Source organism: Vibrio hepatarius (assembly GCF_018860525.1).
Lineage (GTDB): Bacteria > Pseudomonadota > Gammaproteobacteria > Enterobacterales > Vibrionaceae > Vibrio > Vibrio hepatarius_B.
The window spans coordinates 133,976-156,209 of the sequence record NZ_JAHKPM010000060.1; the positions used below are offsets into that span (position 1 = coordinate 133,976).

A 22,234-nucleotide genomic window follows, 5' to 3' on the forward strand; every position below is an offset into this window, starting at 1 on the left:
TTTTTATTAATTTTTATTGTGATTAATGAAACGGAATTTACAGATTTACATCTGATTTTTTAAGGTATTTAAAGTGCAAAAGTATCAACAGTAAAGGTTATTTGTTATCTTTAGGGTGGATTCTATATTCAATGGCCTGCCTATCTTGATTAAGCGCGTAAACTGAATAGGTGCCTTTTGGGCTGCCATTTTCCATCCCTGAATAGCCTAATGGTATATCAAGCACCGTTAATCCTTTCGCATCGTTGGGCGTAATCTCTAGTTTTTTTGTGATACTGTTCATATTATCATACGGTTTTTTTTGACTGTAAACCCTTCCTGTTGCATGTATTTGATAGATATGATATAGCCACAACAGGTTGGATTGTGATGTATAACATTGGCAGCCAAAACTTGGCCAAAGAAAATCACAGTGGGGTAAGTGCGGCAACATTAATCTTCATATGGATCTCTAAGATGATGTGAAGGCTTAAAGAGACGTAGCCTGTTAGCATTGCTAACAACAGTAATAGAAGACAGCGCCATGGCAGCACCTGCAATAACAGGACTGAGTAAAAAATCAAACGCTGGATAGAGTGCACCCGCTGCGATAGGGATCCCCAAGCTGTTATAAATAAAGGCGCCAAATAAATTTTGTTTCATATTTTTCATGGTAGCCTTGGAAAGTTCAATTGCTTTGACTACCCCAAGAGGGGATGAATGAAGCAGAGTCATTTGGGCGCTTTCAATCGCTACATCACTGCCGCTGCCCATCGCAATACTGATATCTGCTGTTGCGAGAGCAGGCGCATCGTTCACTCCGTCACCTATCATGGCTACATGTTGGCCTTGTGCTTGAAATTGGCTAATATGCTGCGCTTTTTGATCCGGCAGCACTTGGGCGATAACTGTTTTTATGCCTATTTGGGAAGCAATCGAATTTGCCACATCTTGATTGTCCCCAGTTAACATCACAGTATTGATACGCATTGAATTTAAGGCGTTAATTGCTTGTATAGCATCTGGCTTAATTGGGTCACTAATAGCAATGATTCCTACCACAGTATTTTTTTGAACGACAATAACTGGCGTCCATGCATAAGCGGCACATTGCTCTATTTCTGATTTGAAAGCGTCAGTGTTTATCCCTTGCTGCTTAGCATAGTTGAGGGATACAACTGAGGTCTGTTCATCATGAACTAGACCTGTTACCCCCATACCGCGCAGATTGGTAAACTGACTCGCCTCTTCAAGGTGAAGTTGTTTTTGCTCGGCAAGGTCCACAATGGCTTTACCAAGAGGATGCTCGGAATGTTGTTCTAAACTTGCTGCTAGGGTGAGTAAGTGGTTTTGGTTACCATTTTTTACAAACAGAGATTCAACCTGAGGTTTACCTTGCGTCAATGTGCCAGTTTTATCAAACACAACCGTATCAATCTTACTAGCAGATTGAAGCACATCAGCATCTTTAATTAATATCCCCATTTCAGCCGCTTTTCCGATTCCAACAGTGACCGAGAGTGGGGTGGCTAGTCCAAGCGCGCATGGGCAAGCAATAATTAAAACTGTGGTGGTGACAATTAGCATATAGCTGGCTTTAGGTTCAGGACCATATAGAAACCATATTAGAGCCGACACCAAAGCAATAGTGACAACAACCGGAACAAATACAGATGATATTTGGTCAGCCAATTTGGCTATTGCAGGTTTGCTACTTTGCGCCGTACGAACCATATTAATTATCCTTGCCAGCATAGTACCACTGCCTACGCTGGTCGCTTCTAATTCTAGACTACCGTCCTGATTTACTGTTCCAGCTGAGATTTGAGAGCCTTGCTCTTTATACACAGGGACAGGTTCGCCAGTTAACATAGATTCATCGAGGTAAGATTGACCGGATAAGACCACACCATCAACGGGCACTTTTTCGCCGGGTTTGATTCTCAGCTTCATCCCTTGAGTTATTTGTTTAATTGCCATCATTTGTTCGCCAGAATCGGTGATCACGGTAGCATTACTAGGCTGAAGGTTTATCAATGCTTGTAGAGAAAGGGTGGTTCTTGCTTTTGCTTTCGCTTCTATATAATGCCCCAGAGAAATTAAGCCAATAATCATGGCACTAGCTTCAAAATATACGTGACGTGATGCTTCTGGGAACCATTGAGGTAAACTGACGACCAGCATTGAAAATAGCCATGCTGCGCCTGTACCAAGTGCGACTAATGTATCCATTGTCGCGCGTTTGTTACGCAGCGCTTGCCACGCGTTTGCAAAGAAAGAGCGTCCAGCGGTGGATAGTAGCCACAGACAAATTAATCCTATGCCACCCCAAATAAGTTGATCTTGGGGGGTACGTATCATCATGTTACCACCCAGTATTCCCCAAAGCATTAATGGAGTGCCGATTGCAATACCTGCCCAAGCACTATTTTTGTGTTGTGCCTGTTTGGTTTGTTGCTTGGCCAAGTGCTCTTGTTGTTGGGTCTCCGGGTCAACAATATAATCTGCCTTATAGCCCGATTTTTGTACCGAGTCTAAGATTGACGTTATGACAGAGTCGCTTTTGGAAGCACTTATAACGAGTGCACTTTGCTCTGCTAGATTGACTTGCGCCTTTTGAATATCTTCAACTCGTTCTATTGCTCGCTCAACAGACGCAACGCAGCTGGCACACGTCATTCCGGAGATGAAAAAATTTAAGTTATAGATCTTTTCTTCTGCAAGTGGATGAAAAATTTCTATTGCAGGAGCGGTAATAGGGTTAGTGTTGTGTTGCTGCTCATCCTTTCTATATGCCTCGTAATCCAATGATGCGACAATATCTTGTATTTGCTGGGCGCTAAGCAATGTCGATAGTGATAAATCAGTTTTTGATGCTTGGAACTGACCAACGAGAGGGTGCTTTTCTAAGGCAAGGCTGAGTTTAGTGACACATTTACTGCAATTTAAACCACTTAGGTTGAATTGATAGTGATTGCCGGCATTATATCCTAGGGAGTGAATAGACGATTCTAATTGTTTAAAATTACTACTGCTATCAAGATTGATATGCTCTGTGGTTAACTCATGGATAAAGACAGAGTGCTCAGAGAGTAGGCGTTTCTCAATTTTTCGCGCGCATCCCATACAGTTTAAACCACAAAGTGGAATATCGAATCTATTCATTACATGATCCTTAGCAATAATATATTACTGAGAATAAACCTTACCCTATGGGTAAGGTCAAGCAGTGTGATATAAGCGTTCAAAAAACATTAAATGGTCAAAAATGCTCTTGTTGAGGGAATTCTACATCTGGTGGATTGTAGATTTGGATATCAGTGATAAAATACGCGCAACTTTTAGTGCCTCTTCAAGGTGCGGTCATTCTGTTAATCAAGGTATTTTAAATGACGGTTAAAACTCGTTTTGCTCCTAGCCCTACAGGCTATCTTCACGTTGGTGGTGCTCGCACAGCACTGTATTCATGGCTTGTGGCAAAAAACCAAGGTGGTGAGTTCGTATTACGTATTGAGGATACTGACTTAGAACGTAATTCTCAGCAAGCGGTAGATGCCATTCTTGAGGGGATGCAATGGATGGGGCTGGAGTGGGATGAAGGGCCTTATTTTCAATCTAAACGCTTTGATCGTTATAACGAAATGGTTGATAAATTGCTTGCAGAAGATAAAGCTTATCAATGCTACGCATCAAAAGAGCTTCTTGATGAAATTCGAGCTGAGCAAGAAGAAAATAAAGATATGCCTCGCTATGATGCTAATCACCCTAAGATTGTTGCTGCGAACGAAGTAGCAAAAGAGGGAGACCCTTGTGTGGTGCGTTTTCGCAACCCTACTCAAGGTAGCGTAATTTTTGAGGACCAGATCCGAGGCCGCATTGAAATTGGTAATGATCAACTCGATGATCTTATTATCCGCCGCACTGATGGTGCTCCTACATACAACTTTGTGGTTGTTGTTGATGACTGGGATATGGGAATTACTCACGTTGTACGTGGTGAAGATCATATTAATAACACTCCACGCCAAATCAACATTTATCAAGCTTTGGGAGCACCAGTCCCTATATTTGCCCATTGTGCGATGATACTGGGTGATGATGGTGCCAAATTGTCTAAGCGACATGGGGCCGTCTCTGTGATGCAATATCGTGATGAGGGCTACTTGCCAAATGCACTAAATAATTACTTGGTTCGTTTAGGGTGGTCTCATGGCGATCAAGAAATATTCTCTCGGCAAGAGATGGTAGAGTTATTTTCACTCAACGCTATCTCTAAATCAGCGTCTGCGTTTAACACTGAAAAGCTGCTTTGGTTAAACAATCACTATATTAAGACATCAGAGCCTGAATACGTAGCCGAGCACCTACAATGGCATATAGACAATCAAAAGCTCAATATTGACAATGGCCCAGCTTTGACCCGAGTGATTCAGGTCGTGGGTGAACGCTGTAACACACTCGTTGAGCTTACCGAGCAAATTCGTTATTTCTATGAAGACTTTTCTGAGTTTGAAGCCGGAGCGGCGAAAAAACATTTACGTGGAGTTGCCAAAGGCCCATTAGAGCTTGCACTAGCTAAAGTTGAATCTCTTGAAAGCTGGGGAGCAGAAAGTATTAAAGATAATGTGATTACTGCTGTATGTGAAGAGCTTGAGATTGGCATGGGCAAAATTGGTATGCCTTTGCGTGTGGCGGTAACAGGTGGTGGGCAATCACCGTCAGTGGATGCTGTCATGGATCTAGTGGGCAAAGAGCGAGTTATTGCTCGGATTAAAATGGCGTTGGACTTTATTTCAGAGCGAGAAGCTAACTCATAATGCTTTGAAGACAATTGATTAAATGCCTAAAACCGCAGCTTGTGTTGCGGTTTTTTAGCATCAAAGGGAGCGTAGTCTAAGGGCTAACATCAATAGATGACTAGAAAACTGTGAAAGGTATTTACTTAAGATCAATACTTGTTAAACGCCCCATAAACTCCAGTATTTCCAAGTTATCTTTGTTAGCTTCTAGCAAGGCTTTTTTAGTTTTTGTGTAAGCAGCGAGACGTCCATGTTTTTTGATTGAACATACAATACTTTTATAAATCAGCTTTCCATTTTTGTCATAATTGCGCCATGCAGCGATATAACATTCGTCTTTTGCACTAGGGTTGGCTTTTGTTGGTCTAGGTTTAAAGATGATTTTAGGCTCAATAGAATGGGGTAACCTAGTCATTAAATAAGGGTCTTTGAGTAATTTGCGCCAGAATTTACCCCACATAGCACTACCCAGCTCATTCCTGAGTTTGATCGCTTTTTTGAGCCCTTTTTCTTCTCCAATTTTTACATAACCCACAGAGCGATGTAACACCGTGTCATCAGGTGTGTGAATGTGAATTTTAAACGCAGTTTTGGCTTTGGAAATAAAACGGTGACCAGTGTTTGTAGCCAGATTACTCTTCTTCATTAAATATCTATAGATAATTTTATTAATAACTATTTTAGTTGAATGTGCTTGATTGGTGAAGCTCTGATTCGTCTTTCCTTACTTTGTTAAACAGAAATACACAGTTCTTTTTTGGTAAGCCTGAATAAGGCATTGAAATGATGATTATCTTTCCTGTTATGCATTAATATTTGTTATCAAAATTTATGCAAAGGCGTAAGACAGTCATTTGAATAGACTTAAGCCTATGAATTTTTTAATAATTGAGTCAGTGACAAAGTTTCAAGTTGTTGATATTTTTAGCTTTGATGCTTTGTGATTAATGTAGAGTGATGTATGAATTATGATCGAGAATATTATTCCAATGGAATAGTTCAGTTTGATGCAGCTAAGGAGTTATTGCAGTTACTGCCAAAGCGGGTTGATTCGTTGCTTGATGTTGGCTGTGGATCAGGGAAAGTATCACACCTCATTTATGAGCACTTGTCACCAAAATTTATGCTAGCTATCGACAACTCTTTAGAGATGATTAATCAAGCGACTCTTAGGTATCCGGATAGTAAGTTGCAGTTTTTACATGCGGATATTAATCAATTTGGATTAGAAAATCGTTTTGAGGTTGTGACAGCTAATTCATCTTTCCAGTGGTTTCGGGATTATGATGCTTCTCTGCTTGCGATTAAAAATGCGCTGAAACCTAGTGGTATATTTGTGATGCAAACGCCTTACAAGCAAGACTGGTGTCCTCAGGTTTCAGCGTTGATGGATAAATTCTTCACTGACTATTACCCTGAACATGGACATTGCTTTACACTGCCTTGCATGCACTTAGACTCTCCGGAAGAGTACATTAGGTTATTTGAGTCAAAAGGTTTCTCAACTGTTTCAATAAAGACCCACCATTTTGAATATCAGTTTTCTGGAAATGAGTTCAAAAAATTTTTTATGTCTGGAGCGTATAAAGTTTACACTCAAGTCAATAGCTATTCACTTGCTATCCCTAATCAATTAAAGGGGGATCTGGAAAGCTTTATTTGTGAGTATACGCTACTTAATAAAACCTTTGAGGTAAGCATGACAAGGGTAATAGCGAGTTTTAAACCTGCCTTCTATGTGTAGTTTAGAGGACCAAAGCTCAGCTCAATAAGCTTTGGCCTTTTTGAGGTAGTTACTAGATAAGATTAGTATTTTTATTTATTACAGATGAGTCATCATTTTTTCGAGATTTTAATAGCTTGTAGGAAATAACCAACCCGTATAATACAGGTAGTAAAGCAAATGCATAACCTACCTTGAATAAGTAATTGTCGGCAATTTTTTGTAATAAATCCATAGATGTTGATGAATTAAAAAACAAACCTATCCAAATGATTGTATAAATAGCTTGACCTATTGTGCTTGATATAATAGACCTAACCCATAGAGGAGATTTATATAATATCATGCTCAATTTTCTAAACGTAAAATTATTTGCTTGATCAGCTGATAATATACAAATGCTATTGATAAGGAATAGATATATAAGCGGCTCGAATACCTCTTTGTATGGAGATTTAATATCAAAGACTAAGAATGTGAGGGCAATTAAACCTGACGCCAAAGCGCACATACTGGCGCCAAAATAAGTAGTTGATTTAGCATACTCATACCTGAGTGTTGCATTGATGGTATCGAGAACAAGAAAGGTTAGAGGAAATATCAAAATACCAGCAGGTTGCCAAGTATCAAAAATTTGAACGCTATGCGGAGACATTGGTATCGCGACCAATAAGAATGCAAGATACAAGGCTGTAAGGAAGCCATACCATTTGATATCAAACTTTGTTATTGGATCTAAAGCATGGATAAGATCACGATCTTTTTTTGTAAAAAATACCACAAGTCCTTTATTTATCAGTGCTCTAGAAGAAGAGCTTAAAACATAATCTTTGTCTTCATTAGTATAATAAATTAAATTGTTCTCAACCTTTAACAAGTTTAAGCTTCTTGTCATTGATATGTTCCTTGTGTATTTTGGTTATAACTTTACCGATAGGAATGTAATTTTTGTTAGGAGCATGTGGATACCATGTTAAATCTATAAAGTTATCGACTCTATACAGTTCGAAAATATCATCACCAGCATGAAACAGATAATTACCAGTTCCAAGTTTTTTAGTACTAACTATATTTATTGATTCATCATGATAAACGAGTTTATCTGACTTGGCTATTGGCATATTTGTATCGAAAAAGCCAACGTTTATCAATTTGTCCCCTACAATGCCTTCAACATTGTAATCTCGTTCATGGACTCCAGTTCGTTCTACACCTGTCATTAACCATTCGTATGATATATCTAGCGCATCTGCTATTTGAAGCATGTTTTTGTGAGGGGTTTTAATTTTATTATTGAGTAATTTACTCATGTAGCCTCTCTCTACGCATACTCTACGAGAGAGTTCAGCGGCCGATACGCCTTTGACAAATAGAATTTCTTTTAATCTACCACCAATGGTAGTGACATCTTTCAATACTTTTCTCCTCAATATTTCTGATGCATAAGATTATACCGAACAGAGCTAATTTTGTTGAATTTAAGTTTCACATTTGACAACAAAGTGATGACTATATTAAACTCGGTTTTATCAAGAAGCTCAAGAGTTAGTGAGTAAATCTTGTAGAACAATAGTTGGGTTAGTGCTTGCTGTCACTCAGTGCAGCTGTTCATGTTCCTGAGTAACGGTTCGAATTTGCTACATTCTATACAGGAGCATTGGTTGATCCTTTCAACTTGTTTTCTTGGTATAGATCTAAAGTTAATTATCCTTATTGCAACATTTAGTTTGTTGAGGCCTCTTTCCAAACTGGAAGGAGGCTTTTTATTTTTATGGGGTATTAACTTAGCGTCATAGCTAGGGGGATAGAGAATAGAGCTTGCTATCTTGATAGTAGTAAGGCCTATATTCGGCCTAACATTGGTGTAATATGGCGCTCCCGACAGGATTCGAACCTGTGACCTATCCCTTAGGAGGGGATCGCGCTATCCAGCTGTGCCACGGGAGCATGGGAGCATCATACTATATTTTACTGGAATATTAAGCGCTAATTTGATGATTTAAAGCTGCTTGTGCATAACATCACCTATTTGGATGCTACCGGCAAGCTCTGGTTGATCTACAGTCAGTTCCGCTTCATTCTCGTATACGCGTGATACTGTGAGAGTGATATTGGATTCAGTGACTTTATTACGTGGTAGTCCGCGTTGATCAATAAATGAACTTGTATGCCAAAGCTTAAGTTTATCTCCTTGGTTGACGCCATGTATACGTCCAAGGTCCATAGTTAATACATTATCCCACCTAGAGATAATTTCGGGTAAAGTGATTTTGCAGGATACTTCTGATTCTAGGTCTAGCATAATATTTCGGCTAACTCTTAGCATCATATCGCCGTAGGTGGATGCCCAGAAACGGGCACTTCTGGTATCGACTTGGCTGGTTTTTGGAAAAGGCCATCGAGCGACTTCACGGTAGTTGTTTTTGTAGACTTTATTGCCAGTTTTGCCGTCAAAGACTGTCATTTCAAGCGCAAATTGACGATTGATAATGTCCTCTTTCAGTAATTTTTGTTCTATTGTTGCAGTTAAGTCAGTAATAACACCACCAAGAATATATTGAGCGCCTGTGTCTTGTGCAATCATCTTCAGTCTTTCGGGATAATGTTTATTAATTTCATAGTCTGTAGTTCCAACGGAGACGAAGTTGCTTGACTCTTCATCCAACTGGCGATTAATTACATTGGCAAAGTCATCTCCAACACTATAGATTTGTCCCATAACTGCTTGCTTAGGTGAAGCAATATCGATATTGCCGACTAAGAACGTTTTTTTATACTGGGCAAGATGGCAAGCTGTTGCCGATGGGTAGATATCTATACGTGCTTTAACGAACATGACACCTTTACGAACTCTTTGCTCGTCAACCAATATATAGCGTATTTCAGTGTTGCTAAGTTGGTATTCTTTGCGTTCACTTTCTAGTATTGGTCTTATATTTGAAATACTACCGATATCTGCACCTGAGAAGCTAACGGCTTTATATATCGCGTTTTCTAAAGCGTGAACGCGGGCGACTTCTTCAGAAGAAACTACGGTGGCTGTACCGGTTACTTCATACCATCCGCTCCATACTAACGCTGGATAGAGCGTTAGACAAAGAGTTGAAACTATTAAAAAAAACGACTTTTTCATCTTTAAATTCCAAACTGGTTCACTTTTTGCATTCATTTTGTTAGCTGATTTAGGTATTGCCGTTCTATATAGTGACATATATAGCAAAGCAAAGAATGTTCCACTTTGGTATCTGAGATATAAAGTGGCGCAGATAGGGCCTAAAATATATCGGAGATTATAATATGAAAAATTGGCTAACGCTTGTGCCTGTGGTACTTCTCACTGCTTGTGCCTATGCGCCTGTTTATAACGGTAAAGAACCTTACCCTGGCTCACAATTTATGCTAATGGAGAGCCCGCGTCATACACTTGACTTTTTTGTTGAGAGCATGACGGAAGATTTGATAATTTCAAATACTAGTGTATCAGCCCGGACACCCATTGCCGTAACTTCATTTGTTGATCTACAAAATATGGATGCAACCAATTGGTTGGGTAATTCAGTTTCGGAAGGTTTTATCCATCAGTTTCAGCGACGAGGCTTTAAAGTCGTTGATTATAAAACAACGGGATCTATTCAGGTTACTAGTCTGGGGGACTTCGCCTTTAGCCGTGACTGGAAAGACTTGGCTCAAGAGCAGGACATCCAGTATATATTAACGGGTACTATGCTTCGACAAGAAGGGGGTGTTTTGGTTAACGCCCGTGTTGTGGGTATGCAATCTCGAGTTGTTGTTGCAACTGCTCAAGGTTTTCTGCCTGCAGATCGAATTGGCCGAGATCTAGACACGCTTAACAGTATCCGAGATGAAGATGGTGTTTTAATTCGCTCTGACCCTACAATAAGGCAGCCATATACTGTTATTCTTCGTCCATAGGGAGTTGAGATGAATAAGATATTTTTTCTGGCCATACTGCTGATGATGGTTGGTTGCCAGCCTCTGCAAAATATGCGTGCGGATGATATGCTTACTGCCGTTGGATATGCCAATATTAGTGAGCAGAAGGGGCGCACTGATGAGGAACGGCAAGTGAGAGCCATGCGCGCTTCAAAAATAGATGCCTATCGTGAGTTAGCAGAGCAAGTTTATGGCATGCGTGTGAGTGGTCGAGCCGATCTAAAAGATCAACGCCTTGGAACTGAGCTCACCTCAGGTGCTGTCGATGGTGTTATTCGTGGAGCAGAGGTGGTACGAAGTTATAAAGTGGGTGATAGTTATGTGACAGAGTTACGCCTTGATATTAAAAAGATGAACAAGCTTCGTGACTATGGTGAAGTACAAGTGGTACCAGAAAAACGCCAACAAACATTATTCTAATTTGATTGCCGCCCTTGTTATTCAATTTTCATCTGCGGCAATTTTTGCCGCTTTTATTATGCTTTGATATTAGTACCTAATGTTGTGACATTTTTAGTTTGGCCATCAGCGCTGTATGTCATTCCAAGCTTTCCTTGGCTTTGCTGCATCAGGTTATTAAGTTTATTAAAACTCATTTGAGCTCGTTGCAAAGCCTCTCCATTTATTATGTTTGCTTGCTGGCAGTCACTGATGATAGCTCGAATTTTATCAACCAGAGGGCTCAACTCTGGGTCTGTTGTCAAACTATCTACATCGGGATGTTGTCCAATACGTTGATCGGTATGTTGAAGTTTATTGATTAGAGACAGCTTATCATTAGCAAGTTGTTCAATATCTTTAGCGACTCGGGTGGTTATAGCTAACTTCTCTTTTTCGAGAATATCAGAAAGATCTTGAGCGCTTTGTAACTGAAAGTCTATTAAACTGCTTAGGGTCGCCATAATAGAGATTCTCTACTCCAAACCACCAAGTTCTTGTTCGAACTTGATCATATTATCTGCCAGTTTTTGAGGGTCAACACTATATGAACCATTGGCAATCGCTTCTTTTATAGCAGCGACTTTTGCCTTATCAAAACTCGGTTGACTTGCTAGCTGAGAATGCATTTCACCAACAGCCTTCCCCTGTTGACTGAGGGAAACCGAATCTTGTGCAACGTCTGACTTTGTCGTGGAGCCAGAGCTAGCAGAGGTGCTATTCTCATTGCGTGCAGTACTCTTAGTAGACGTTGTGACCGTCTGCCCAGAGCGTATGTTATCAATGCCTGCCATATGTTTGAGCCTTTCGTATTTGAAATCTTGTACTGTCGATATCGGCCAAAGTTATTAAAGCTTTAGTAACTTTTCGTTTGTTTAAAAAATAACGGTAACTTCGGCAATCCCAGTCACTCTACCCTCAATTATACGGTTGGATTTGTTATTTTTCACTCTAATCTGCTCACCATGTGAACCATCTGTGAGTGCTGTGCCTTTAGTTGTGATGGTCATACCAGACTTTTGAGCTTTAATAGTGACGGTTTCATTGCGACATACAACGCAAATATCATTGCTTTCCACTACTTCTCCAGCCCTGAGGTTTTTTTTAGTTTTTGCACCGATTACCTCAGCAATATCTGAATAGCCTTGCCGTCTGACACGTTGCAAGTCTACCATATTAATAGTGACGTCTCGACTAGATAGAGTCTGCCCTCTGCTGATGGCACCAGTTGCTGTCACTTGCGGTCCAGTCCTGGTAAGCCTGACTGGGACATATAATTTCCAATTATCTTCACTACACTCAACTAGCACAGTGATATTACTTGCACTAGGGTTTGTAGAAGAAGAAGAAGTTGTCAGAGAGGTAGGGCAGTCAGTGACAAAGATACGGTTGTCAATGTTGGCTGCTTTCGCTAGCAAAGAGCCACCAGCTGGCCACTCGATGGTGGTGAGAATATAATCTTCAGCGGCTTTTTGGACGCGAGTAATCTGTTCTGATGTGGCTGAACTTAATGAAAAACTAAAGAAAAAGCATAAAAAGGCGATAGTCTTATAAAACTTTTTATAGAAAGCTCTACAATTAGTAATGGAAAAAGAGCATAAACGTAATTTATGGTATGTCATTCTGCTTCTCTGGTTTTCTTTACCTTTTAGTAGACTATCATTTTATACCATGAAAGTTTGAGATGGAGATGGGGCTTATGTCGGGTATTCTTGATTCGGTGAATCAGCGCACGCAACTCGTCGGTCAAAACCGATTGGAACTTTTAACATTTCGCTTGATGGGGCGGCAGCGATACGGTATTAACGTATTCAAGGTTAAAGAAGTACTCCAGTGCCCTATATTGACAATGATGCCTAATTTACACCCTCTGGTTAAAGGTGTTGCTCATATACGTGGTCAAACGGTTTCTGTGATTGATATGAGTTTAGCTATAGGAGGAAGACCAACTGAAAATGTGGATAAAGCGTTTGTTGTAATCGCTGAATTTAACCGAACCATTCAGGCGTTTTTGGTGTCTTCGGTTGAACGTATTATTAATATGCATTGGGAGGCAATTTTGCCTCCACCAGATGGTTCTGGCAAAGGCAATTACCTTACTGCAGTAACCAATATTGATAATGAACTTGTTGAAATACTCGATGTTGAAAAGATTCTAATGGAGATTTCGCCCATTGATGAAACAATGGATTCCTCTATCGGGGACGAAATTGCTCAAGTTCAGTCGGAAAAAGAAGTGGTTCGTCGTATACTCATAGCTGACGACTCTACGGTTGCTCGTAAGCAAGTCGAACGTGCGATACTATCAATTGGCTTTGAGGTCGTTTCCGCGAAAGATGGTAAAGATGCATATGACAAGTTGGTTGAAATGGCTGCTGAAGGCAGCATATATGAACAAATTTCATTAGTCATTTCAGATATTGAGATGCCGGAGATGGACGGCTACACATTGACGGCCGAAGTCCGACGCAATCCAGATCTGAAGGATTTATATGTTATTCTTCACTCATCACTCAGTGGTGTTTTTAACCAAGCTATGGTTGAACGTGTTGGGGCGAATGCCTTCATTCCTAAATTCAACCCTGATGAGCTTGGTAATGCAGTGAAAACTGCGCTTACTGATTAAAGAGAAATAAATGACAGCGATAACTATAAGCGATCAAGAATATCGCGACTTCAGCCGCTTCTTAGAATCTCAATGTGGTATTGTCTTAGGTGACAGCAAGCAATATTTGGTGAGGAGTCGCTTAAGCCCTTTAGTAACAAAGTTTAAGCTGAATTCTTTATCGGATTTGCTTAAAGATGTTGTCACTGGACGCAACAGAGATCTGCGTGTAGCGGCTGTAGACGCTATGACAACTAATGAGACCTTGTGGTTTCGTGATACATACCCATTTGAGGTACTTGCTAATAAGCTTTTACCTGAAGCGGCTGAAACAAAAAGGCCGATTAAAATTTGGTCAGCGGCAAGTTCATCTGGTCAAGAGCCCTATTCTATGGCAATGACCATTCTAGAAACGCAACAGCGTAAACCTGGCTTGGTACCCAATGTGGCGGTTACTGCGACGGATATTTCTGCTAGCATGCTCGATATGTGCCGAGAGGGTATATATGATAACTTAGCCTTGGGGCGTGGTTTGTCGCCTGAGCGCAGAAAAAATTTCTTTGAAGATGCTGGTGATGGGCGGATGAAAGTTAAGGATAATGTTAAACGTCTAGTTAATTTTCGTCCTCAAAATTTAATGGAGAGTTATGCGCTCTTAGGAAAGTTTGACATCATATTTTGCCGCAATGTTCTTATCTACTTCTCACCAGATATGAAATCTCAAGTGTTAAATCAAATGGCCAGCAGTTTAAACCCTGGTGGTCATCTACTGTTAGGAGCTTCAGAGTCTTTGACAGGGTTAACTGACTGTTTTGAAATGGTTCGTTGTAATCCCGGGATTATTTATAAGCTCAAATAGCATTATTTCCAACCGACTTAGCCCAGCTTTATGCTGGGCTAAGTCGGTTTAGAAGTCTCTCTATGAGGGTTTATGTTCTAGAGTTTATTCTATTTGGACTATTTGGCGCATAAGTTGCTATTAAAAATACCAACAAGTGAGTTGAGTTAGTTTGAAAGTTGGTACACTAATTGCTTTTATATCTAGTAATATCGGTCATTTCTTTTTGCAGAGGTTAACATGGCTATATCTTTCGACAACGCATTAGGTATCCACCAACATACGGTGGGAGTGCGCTCGCGCAATGCTGAGGTTATATCCACGAACATTGCTCAAGCCAATACACCAGGGTTTAAATCGAAAGGTATGGACTTTCAAAGGGCATTGCAGGCGGCAACATCAGAGGCAAGTATAGGTCTTAGTCGTACTGATGGTCGGCATATTCCTGCCTCTGCTCAAGTGACAGGAGAAATGCTATATCGACTTCCAACACAACCGGACACGGGTGATGGAAATACAGTAGATGTTGATTTTGAACGTAACTTATTTATGCAAAATCAAATCAGGCACCAAGCGTCGTTGGATTTCCTGGGCAGTAAATTCAGGAACTTAACCAAGGCAATTAAAGGGGATTAATTAGATGAGCCTATTTAATGTATTCAATGTAACCGGTTCTGCGATGAGTGCTGAATCAGTGCGTTTAAATACCACCTCGAGCAACTTGGCTAACGCGGACAGTGTGTCTAGTGCTGCTAAAGATACGTACAAAGCACGTCATGCTGTGTTTGGTGCCGAACTAAGTAAAGCTAAATATGGTCGCGAACACACGGTGCCTGTACAAGTTTTAGGTATTGTTGAAAGTAACAAGCCACTTGATGCTGAGTACAACCCCGAACACCCACTCGCTAACGCTGACGGCTATATTTATAAGCCGAATGTGAATGTGATGGAAGAAATGGCGAACATGATATCTGCTTCTCGTTCATATCAAACGAATGTACAAGTTGCAGATGCTAGTAAACAAATGCTGCTGCGTACGCTGCAGATGGGTCAATAAGGATAGGAGGTAACTTATGGCTGGGGACATTAATAATAATGTTGGTCAAAGCGGCTTGTCCTATGTTGACCAGCTTAAACGGCTTCAAGACAATAGTAAGCCAGATGAGATAACAGGTAAGCAAGATCTTAAACAGGAAGATTTCTTATCTTTGCTTACTAAGCAGCTTTCTCAACAAGATCCGTTTAAGCCGGTTAGCAATGACCAAATGATTGCCCAAATGGCGTCGTTTGCGACGGTAGATGGCATCGGTAAAATGAATAATCAGTTTGAAACATTGAATTCATCGATGACATCGAGTCAAGCACTTCAGGCATCATCACTGGTTGGTCGGGATGTTCTTATTCCAGGCTCTTCCGGTGTGAAGACTAGTGAAGGTCCCATGTCTGCTATGGTAAAACTCCCTCAAGCTGTCGATAATTTGATGGTTCGAGTTGAGAATCAGATGGGACAACTGCTCCGTACCTTTGACGTAGGCTCTAAACCAGGTGGTGACAGTCGCGTCGTTTGGGATGGCAAAGATCAAAACGGTAATCCATTGCCGGCTGGCAAATACAATGTGAAAGCGTCGGGTTTGTTGGACGGGCAGTCGAAAGAATTTGAAGTTTCGACTTACGCAAATGTAAATAGCGTTTTACTTGGAAAAGGCAATGGTAACGTACTACTCAATCTAGCTGGTTTTGAATCGCCAGTTCGACTTGCTGAAGTACTAGAAGTTGGAAAGGCGTAATTATTACGCTAGCTAGATAGGAGATTTGGAATGTCTTATGTTGCATTAAGCGGTTTATCCGCTGCTCAGTTAGATCTGAATACAACCAGTAATAATATTGCTAACGCCGCCACTTATGGTTTTAAAGAATCTCGGGCGGAGTTTGGAGATGTTTATTCTAACTCATTGTTCACTCATGCGAAAACGACACCGGGTCAAGGTGTGCAGGCAGCAAAAGTTGCTCAACAGTTTCATGAGGGATCCAGTATTTATACCAACAACCCAATGGACCTTAGAATTTCTGGGACAGGCTTTTTCTCTGTCGCAAAAGATCGCTTGCAGCCAGCCACAAATGAGCTGACACGAAATGGTTCATTTCACTTGAACAAAAACAACTACATGGTTACAGCGAATGATGAGTTTTTGTTGGGGTATCAAGTAAATAAGGATACGGGTGATGTTTTGTCCTATGAGGCTTCACCTATCAATATTCCTAAAGAGTTTGGTAAGCCAAAACAGACAGCGAATATTGAAGTCGGTTTTAATCTACCAGCAGGCGCTCCTTTAAAAGATCCAGCTTTGTTTGATATTACAGATCCTGAAACTTATAACCGTTCTACTTCTTCGTCTATCTACGATTCGATGGGGCAATCTTACAAACTGACGTCCTACTACCTTAAAGACGCGACTCAACCTAATACATGGTTAACCTATTATACTGTCACGGATTCTGATGGCGAGAAACCCATCAATATTGTTGGTGGGGATGCAACGTCACCAACAGGGCAAGTTGGACACACAATGAGGTTCAATAATGATGGTACTTTAGCTAGCATTAATAATAACCAAGATATAGTCACTGAGGCTTTGGGTACAGGAGCTAATCCAGTTAACTTAAATGGTGCAGATGAAACTCAAATCTTGGCATTTGGACTAAAAGACGCGACACAATTTGCCGCTCCATTTGAGTTAACCAAATTTGATGAAGATGGCGCCACAACAGGTTTCTTAACCAAAGTTGATTTTGATGAAAATGGCAGTGTTTTAGGGACTTATTCAAATGGTGAGAATATTACCCTAGGAAGAGTAGCTTTAGTGCGCGTGGCTAATGAACAAGGTCTTGATAAAAAAGGCAGTACCCAGTGGGATTCGACGCAGTTTTCAGGGTCTAAAATTTGGGGTGAATCTAATAAAGGATCGTTTGGTAGTGTTTCGAGTGGTACCTTGGAGCAATCTAATATTGATATGACCCAAGAATTGGTTGATTTGATTACAGCCCAACGGAACTTCCAGGCTAACTCACGTTCTTTGGAAGTTCATAATCAAACTCAACAGAATATTTTGCAGATTCGTTAAGACAACTTGTAAAACGTTAAGACATCCCGCATATCAAGCATGAATAAGCTGGTGGCAACAGCCAGCTTATTATCTTGCCACCTCCGGCAACTCTCTTCATATTTGGTCTCACTTTTCAATTATTCTACCTTTAAACTTCTGATTTATTGATGTTTTATGATGTGGCGTGATATTTGCTTTGTCTAGGTTAAGTGAGATTTTTGGAGCAAATTATGGATCGTGCATTGTTTCTTGCTATGAGTGGCGCTAAGCAAAATATGCAGGCTATGCAGCTTAGAGCTAACAACTTGGCAAATGTTGGTACAACCGGTTTTCGCGCTGATCTAGCGCAGGCCCGTTCTATGCAAGCATATGGCGAAGGTATGCCTAGTCGAGTATTTAGTATGACTGAGCGTCCCGGACACAATTTTCAACAAGGTAGTGTCATCACTACTGGTCGAAGTTTAGATGTCACTATTCAAGATCAAGGCTGGATCGCGGTTCTTGACAATATGGGTAAAGAGGGATTAACCCGAAACGGTAATATGAATATTGATGTTAATGGCTTACTTACGACTGGTGGAGGAAATCTAGTTCTAGGTGAGACAGGGGCACCAATCACTGTGCCAATCCCCGTGAGTAAAATTGAAGTGGGTAGTGATGGAACTATTTCAGTTGTGCCTCAAGGTGCTCCAGCTGATGCTATTGAAATTGTTGATCGCATTAAGCTAACGAGTACCAATAACCGCTCACTTTATAAAGATGTGAATGGAGTATTTCGTTCCAAGGATCCAAATGCGGCATATGAAATGGATGCCAATGTTAAGTTGCTAACGGGTGCTCTAGAAGGCAGTAACGTTAATGCTATCGGTGAAATGACCAATCTAATTGACCTTCAACGTCAGTTTGAAATGCAGGTCAAAATGATGAGCACAGCTGAAGATATGGACAAAGCGTCAGACTCTTTGCTTCGTATGAGCTAACCAAAGGATTAGGAGAAAGGTATGCATCCGGCATTATGGGTAAGTAAAACGGGCTTAGACGCCCAGCAAACTAATATACAAACAATTTCAAACAACCTTGCGAACGCTTCGACTGTTGGTTATAAGAAGAGTCGCGCTGTGTTTGAAGATTTATTTTACCAAAATATCAATCAGCCAGGTGGGCAGTCTTCACAAAATACTGAATTACCGAGTGGTTTGATGTTAGGAGCCGGCTCTAAGGTAGTTGCTACTCAAAAGGTGCATACACAGGGCAACACACAAACGACGAATAATAGCCTCGACATGATGGTTGAAGGTGATGGCTTTTTCCAAATTTTGATGCCAGATGGTAACATTGGCTATAGCCGAAATGGTCAGTTCACTGTGAATGATGAAGGGATTATTGTCACTTCTGGTGCAGGTTATTCACTTGAACCAGAAATCGCAATTCCCGAAGACGCCATAAGTATCACAGTTGGGACAGATGGTGAAGTTTCGGTTCGAATACGAGGCCAACAAGAAAACCAAGTACTGGGGCAGATAACGACTGTTGATTTTATTAACCCTGGTGGTCTTGAACCCATTGGACAGAACTTGTATCTACCTACTGGGGCAAGTGGTGATCCTCAGGAGGGGGTTCCAGGTTTTGATGGTTTTGGTGATATTCGTCAGTCTATGTTGGAAACATCGAATGTCAATGTAACAGAAGAGCTGGTCAATATGATTGAAGCCCAACGTGTCTATGAAATGAACTCTAAAGTTATTTCAGCAGTTGATAAAATGATGAGCTTTGTAAATCAGCAATTATAAACCTGAGGTAATGAGGAGATTGTTATGAATCGTTTACTGACCATTATTACACTGGTTTTACTCTCAGGTTGCTCTATGCTGGAAGCTCCGATTGAAACCTCTGATATTGTTCAAGGTACCACGACGGTGGATGCTGTTGAAGGCGATAAATCAGACGACGAGAGCTCAGGTATTATTGATACATTACGTGGAAGAACTGATCCACTTGCAGGAGATCCTGCATGGGCACCTATTCACCCGAAACATAAACCGGAACATTATGTAGCAGAAACAGGATCGTTATTTAACATTTCTAATGCAACCAGCTTGTATGATGATTCTAAGCCTCGTGATATTGGTGATATTATTACTGTGACTTTAGATGAAAACACCAAGGCTGCAAAAAGTGCTGATGCGGATCTTTCGAAAAATAATGATGCATCAATGGATCCACTCGAAGTCGGTGGCCAGCAACTCAATATTGGGGATTATAATTTCTCCTACAATCTGACTAATGACAACTCGTTTAGTGGTAGTGCTGCGGCTAATCAAAGCAACAGTATTTCTGGTTCGATTACCGTTGAAGTCATTGAAGTTTTAGCAAATGGGAACCTTGTTATTCGAGGTGAAAAATGGCTGTCTCTCAATACTGGGGATGAGTATATTAGATTGAGTGGTACCATACGATCAGATGATATTTCTCACGAAAATACAATAGCGTCAAATCGTATTTCGAACGCGAGAATTCAATATTCAGGTACAGGTACTCAACAAGATATGCAAGAACCTGGATTTTTGGCACGATTCTTTAATGTTGCTCTTTAAAACTTACTAAAGTCGAAGTTTTGGCGCTATGGTATCGAATGAAGGTAACCTAATGAAAATATTATTTCTACTACTGGCTTGCATTACAATGGTTTCAACACAAGCCAATGGCGCGCGGATTAAAGATATCTCGCAAGTGGCTGGTGTACGAGCAAACCAGCTAGTTGGGTATGGGTTAGTCACTGGATTACCTGGGACTGGCGAGTCTACCCCTTTTACTGACCAAAGTTTTAATGCCATGCTAGAGAATTTTGGGATTCAGCTTCCGGCGGGTACTAAACCAAAATCAAAAAATGTAGCCGCCGTTATTATCACTGCAGAACTCGCTGCATTTGCTAAGCAAGGACAAACGATTGATGTGACCGTTACTTCTATTGGCGCTGCAAAGAGTCTTCGTGGTGGAACATTGATGCAGACCATGCTTAAAGGGGTTGATGGGCAAATTTATGCCGTTGCACAAGGTAATTTAGTTGTCAGTGGCTTTAGTGCTACAGGTGCAGATGGCTCAAAGATCGTTGGTAATAACCCTACAGCAGGCATGATTTCTAATGGCGCGATAGTCGAACGAGAGATACCTTCACCATTTGGCCGTAGTGACTATATTACGTTTAATTTGCTTGAATCAGATTTCACAACGGCTCAGCGTATGGCTGACGCAGTCAATAATTTTCTAGGACCTCAAATGGCGCAACCAATTGATGCGACGTCGGTCAGAGTTCGTGCTCCTCGTGATGTCTCTCAGCGAGTCTCTTTCCTTTCAGCGATTGAGAACCTAGAATTTGAACCCGCTGAAGGCTCTGCCAAAATTATCGTCAATTCTCGTACTGGCACTATTGTGGTTGGTAAGCATGTACGTTTGAAGCCAGCTGCAGTGACTCATGGTGGCATGACAGTCGCCATTAAAGAAAACCTTAATGTTAGTCAACCCAATGCATTTGGTGGTGGTGAGACAGTTGTGACCCCGGATACTGATATTGAAGTGACAGAAAAACAAGGGAAAATGTTCAAATTTGAACCTGGATTGACACTTGATGATCTCGTACGTGCGGTCAACGAAGTTGGAGCAGCACCATCCGATTTAATGGCTATTTTACAAGCACTAAAGCAGGCTGGGGCTATCGAAGGCCAGTTGATTGTAATCTAGGAGGCAGCATGATTAATAATGGCAAAGATGTTGGATTTATCCATGATATCGCAAATCTCGATAAACTCCGCCAGAAGGCAGTTGATGGTGATAAAAGCAGCGAAAAAGAAGCTTTGAGTGCTGCAGCAAAACAATTTGAGTCCATTTTTACTTCTATGCTGTTTAAGTCAATGAGAGATGCCAATTCAACGTTCGAATCTGGATTGATGGATAGTCAAAATCAGCAGTTTTATCGCCAGATGATGGATGAGCAGATGGCAAGTGAACTGAGTGCTTCGGGGTCCCTAGGTTTAGCCGATATGATAGTTGCTCAGTTATCTTCAGGTTCAGTCGAGAATTCTAATGCTGCTGCTCGAGAAGTAAATTTTGAATCTATGATGAATAAAATTGATGGTATTCGTCAATCTGGAAATGTATCAAGCGTACCTCCGAAAAATCAGGTTCAAAGCATAGAAACAGACGTTTTTGAATCTCCACAATCATTTGTCACCACAATGAAACCTTATGCGGAAAAAGCAGCGCGTGCGCTTGGTGTAGATTCCTCATTGCTATTAGCTCAAGCAGCCCTTGAAACAGGTTGGGGACAAAAAGTTATTGGTAATAGCCGTGGAAGCAGCCATAACTTGTTCAATATCAAAGCTGACAAAAGATGGGCTGGAGACAAAGTTGCAAGCCAAACGTTAGAATATCATCAAGGTATTCCAGTCAAAGAAAATGCTGCGTTTAGATCATACTCAAATTTTGAGGATAGCTTTAGCGACTACGTCCGCTTTTTAAATGAAAATCCACGGTATAATACGGCTCTTAGTCACCAAGGAAATGATGAGCAGTTTATTAAGGGTATTCATCAAGCGGGTTATGCGACAGATCCTGAATACGTTGATAAAATCTTAAAAGTCAAAGCTCAAATCGAACAGATGTAAATTGATGCATTTTTGATGACAAAACAATCAAAACAGTAGCATTATGTTCTTTGACCTTGACACAGGATCCCCAGTGTCATTATTAATATCCCGCACCCGCACCCGAAACTTGGTATATATCTTGCTTGATAAG

The 22,234-nt window shown here is 40.8% G+C and carries 24 protein-coding genes and 1 tRNA gene; 15 read left to right on the forward strand and 10 right to left on the reverse strand.

Annotated features, from left to right (window positions below):
* Positions 1 to 97 precede the first annotated feature (97 nt).
* Both KO511_RS17470 and KO511_RS17475 read right to left on the reverse strand, forming a co-directional pair.
* Complete coding sequence (locus tag KO511_RS17470; RefSeq protein ID WP_215988679.1) at positions 98 to 283, reverse strand: hypothetical protein; 186 nt, start codon at positions 281 to 283, stop codon at positions 98 to 100.
* A 149-nt stretch (positions 284 to 432) separates the two neighbouring features.
* Positions 433 to 3,144 (reverse strand): heavy metal translocating P-type ATPase, encoded by a 2,712-nt coding sequence (locus KO511_RS17475; RefSeq protein ID WP_215988680.1) that lies wholly within the window; start codon positions 3,142 to 3,144, stop codon positions 433 to 435.
* A 224-nt stretch (positions 3,145 to 3,368) separates the two neighbouring features.
* On the opposite strand from KO511_RS17475, the gene gltX reads away from it, so the two are divergent.
* Complete coding sequence (gene gltX / locus KO511_RS17480) at positions 3,369 to 4,796, forward strand: glutamate--tRNA ligase (RefSeq protein ID WP_215988681.1); 1,428 nt, start codon at positions 3,369 to 3,371, stop codon at positions 4,794 to 4,796.
* 121 nt (positions 4,797 to 4,917) lie between these two features.
* Here the strand turns inward: gltX and KO511_RS17485 are convergent, their stop codons facing one another.
* A complete protein-coding gene (locus tag KO511_RS17485; protein WP_215988682.1) occupies positions 4,918 to 5,424 on the reverse strand; it encodes a Fe3+-citrate ABC transporter substrate-binding protein in 507 nt (168 codons plus the stop codon).
* Positions 5,425 to 5,739: 315 nt separating this feature from the next.
* Between KO511_RS17485 and KO511_RS17490 the strand changes: the two genes are divergently transcribed.
* A complete protein-coding gene (locus KO511_RS17490) occupies positions 5,740 to 6,522 on the forward strand; it encodes a class I SAM-dependent methyltransferase (RefSeq protein WP_215988683.1) in 783 nt (260 codons plus the stop codon).
* A gap of 52 nt (positions 6,523 to 6,574) precedes the next feature.
* On the opposite strand, the gene KO511_RS17495 is transcribed toward KO511_RS17490, so the two are convergent.
* From KO511_RS17495 to KO511_RS17510, 4 genes are all read right to left on the reverse strand, one after another.
* Positions 6,575 to 7,396: a VUT family protein gene (locus KO511_RS17495; protein ID WP_215988684.1), complete on the reverse strand. Its 822-nt coding sequence runs from the start codon at positions 7,394 to 7,396 to the stop codon at positions 6,575 to 6,577.
* Positions 7,365 to 7,916, reverse strand: a complete 552-nt coding sequence (locus tag KO511_RS17500; RefSeq protein WP_215988685.1) for a helix-turn-helix domain-containing protein — start codon at positions 7,914 to 7,916, stop codon at positions 7,365 to 7,367. The genes KO511_RS17495 and KO511_RS17500 overlap by 32 nt, the downstream gene beginning before the upstream one ends.
* A gap of 455 nt (positions 7,917 to 8,371) precedes the next feature.
* Positions 8,372 to 8,448, reverse strand: a tRNA-Arg gene (locus KO511_RS17505).
* 52 nt (positions 8,449 to 8,500) lie between these two features.
* Positions 8,501 to 9,634 (reverse strand): flagellar assembly protein FlgT, encoded by a 1,134-nt coding sequence (locus KO511_RS17510; protein WP_215988686.1) that lies wholly within the window; start codon positions 9,632 to 9,634, stop codon positions 8,501 to 8,503.
* Positions 9,635 to 9,798: 164 nt separating this feature from the next.
* On the opposite strand from KO511_RS17510, the gene KO511_RS17515 reads away from it, so the two are divergent.
* Positions 9,799 to 10,434, forward strand: a complete 636-nt coding sequence (locus tag KO511_RS17515) for a FlgO family outer membrane protein (RefSeq protein WP_215988687.1) — start codon at positions 9,799 to 9,801, stop codon at positions 10,432 to 10,434.
* A gap of 9 nt (positions 10,435 to 10,443) precedes the next feature.
* On the forward strand, positions 10,444 to 10,875 hold the full coding sequence (gene flgP / locus KO511_RS17520) for a flagellar assembly lipoprotein FlgP (protein WP_215988688.1): 432 nt from the start codon (positions 10,444 to 10,446) through the stop codon (positions 10,873 to 10,875).
* A gap of 56 nt (positions 10,876 to 10,931) precedes the next feature.
* On the opposite strand, the gene KO511_RS17525 is transcribed toward flgP, so the two are convergent.
* The 3 genes from KO511_RS17525 to flgA all read right to left on the reverse strand — a co-directional run bounded on the left by KO511_RS17525 (position 10,932) and on the right by flgA (position 12,515).
* Entirely contained in the window at positions 10,932 to 11,357 is a 426-nt protein-coding gene (locus tag KO511_RS17525) for a flagella synthesis protein FlgN (RefSeq protein WP_215988689.1), read from the reverse strand.
* A gap of 12 nt (positions 11,358 to 11,369) precedes the next feature.
* Entirely contained in the window at positions 11,370 to 11,687 is a 318-nt protein-coding gene (gene flgM, locus KO511_RS17530; RefSeq protein WP_215988690.1) for a flagellar biosynthesis anti-sigma factor FlgM, read from the reverse strand.
* A gap of 81 nt (positions 11,688 to 11,768) precedes the next feature.
* Positions 11,769 to 12,515: a flagellar basal body P-ring formation chaperone FlgA gene (gene flgA / locus KO511_RS17535; RefSeq protein WP_215988691.1), complete on the reverse strand. Its 747-nt coding sequence runs from the start codon at positions 12,513 to 12,515 to the stop codon at positions 11,769 to 11,771.
* 77 nt (positions 12,516 to 12,592) lie between these two features.
* Here flgA and KO511_RS17540 point away from each other — a divergent pair, with 77 nt between their 5' ends.
* The 11 genes from KO511_RS17540 to flgJ all read left to right on the forward strand — a co-directional run bounded on the left by KO511_RS17540 (position 12,593) and on the right by flgJ (position 22,101).
* Positions 12,593 to 13,519, forward strand: coding sequence for a chemotaxis protein CheV (locus KO511_RS17540; RefSeq protein ID WP_215988692.1), 927 nt, complete (start codon positions 12,593 to 12,595; stop codon positions 13,517 to 13,519).
* A 10-nt stretch (positions 13,520 to 13,529) separates the two neighbouring features.
* Complete coding sequence (locus tag KO511_RS17545; RefSeq protein WP_215988693.1) at positions 13,530 to 14,357, forward strand: CheR family methyltransferase; 828 nt, start codon at positions 13,530 to 13,532, stop codon at positions 14,355 to 14,357.
* 219 nt (positions 14,358 to 14,576) lie between these two features.
* Positions 14,577 to 14,972 carry a flagellar basal body rod protein FlgB gene (gene flgB / locus KO511_RS17550; protein ID WP_215988694.1) on the forward strand — a complete coding sequence of 132 codons (396 nt, stop codon included), beginning with the start codon at positions 14,577 to 14,579 and terminating at the stop codon, positions 14,970 to 14,972.
* Between the two features lie 4 nt (positions 14,973 to 14,976).
* Positions 14,977 to 15,393, forward strand: coding sequence for a flagellar basal body rod protein FlgC (gene flgC, locus KO511_RS17555; RefSeq protein ID WP_215988695.1), 417 nt, complete (start codon positions 14,977 to 14,979; stop codon positions 15,391 to 15,393).
* Positions 15,394 to 15,409: 16 nt separating this feature from the next.
* The gene (locus KO511_RS17560) at positions 15,410 to 16,123 is read left to right on the forward strand and encodes a flagellar hook assembly protein FlgD (protein ID WP_215988696.1); all 714 of its coding nucleotides are present in this window, start codon (positions 15,410 to 15,412) and stop codon (positions 16,121 to 16,123) included.
* A 30-nt stretch (positions 16,124 to 16,153) separates the two neighbouring features.
* Positions 16,154 to 17,458: a flagellar hook protein FlgE gene (gene flgE / locus KO511_RS17565; protein WP_215988697.1), complete on the forward strand. Its 1,305-nt coding sequence runs from the start codon at positions 16,154 to 16,156 to the stop codon at positions 17,456 to 17,458.
* 212 nt (positions 17,459 to 17,670) lie between these two features.
* Positions 17,671 to 18,420 (forward strand): flagellar basal body rod protein FlgF, encoded by a 750-nt coding sequence (locus KO511_RS17570; RefSeq protein ID WP_215988698.1) that lies wholly within the window; start codon positions 17,671 to 17,673, stop codon positions 18,418 to 18,420.
* Positions 18,421 to 18,441: 21 nt separating this feature from the next.
* Entirely contained in the window at positions 18,442 to 19,230 is a 789-nt protein-coding gene (gene flgG, locus KO511_RS17575) for a flagellar basal-body rod protein FlgG (RefSeq protein WP_125319382.1), read from the forward strand.
* A gap of 24 nt (positions 19,231 to 19,254) precedes the next feature.
* On the forward strand, positions 19,255 to 20,034 hold the full coding sequence (gene flgH, locus KO511_RS17580; RefSeq protein ID WP_215988699.1) for a flagellar basal body L-ring protein FlgH: 780 nt from the start codon (positions 19,255 to 19,257) through the stop codon (positions 20,032 to 20,034).
* Between the two features lie 52 nt (positions 20,035 to 20,086).
* Positions 20,087 to 21,178 (forward strand): flagellar basal body P-ring protein FlgI, encoded by a 1,092-nt coding sequence (locus KO511_RS17585; RefSeq protein ID WP_215988700.1) that lies wholly within the window; start codon positions 20,087 to 20,089, stop codon positions 21,176 to 21,178.
* Between the two features lie 8 nt (positions 21,179 to 21,186).
* The gene (gene flgJ, locus KO511_RS17590) at positions 21,187 to 22,101 is read left to right on the forward strand and encodes a flagellar assembly peptidoglycan hydrolase FlgJ (protein WP_215988701.1); all 915 of its coding nucleotides are present in this window, start codon (positions 21,187 to 21,189) and stop codon (positions 22,099 to 22,101) included.
* Positions 22,102 to 22,234: the final 133 nt, after the last annotated feature.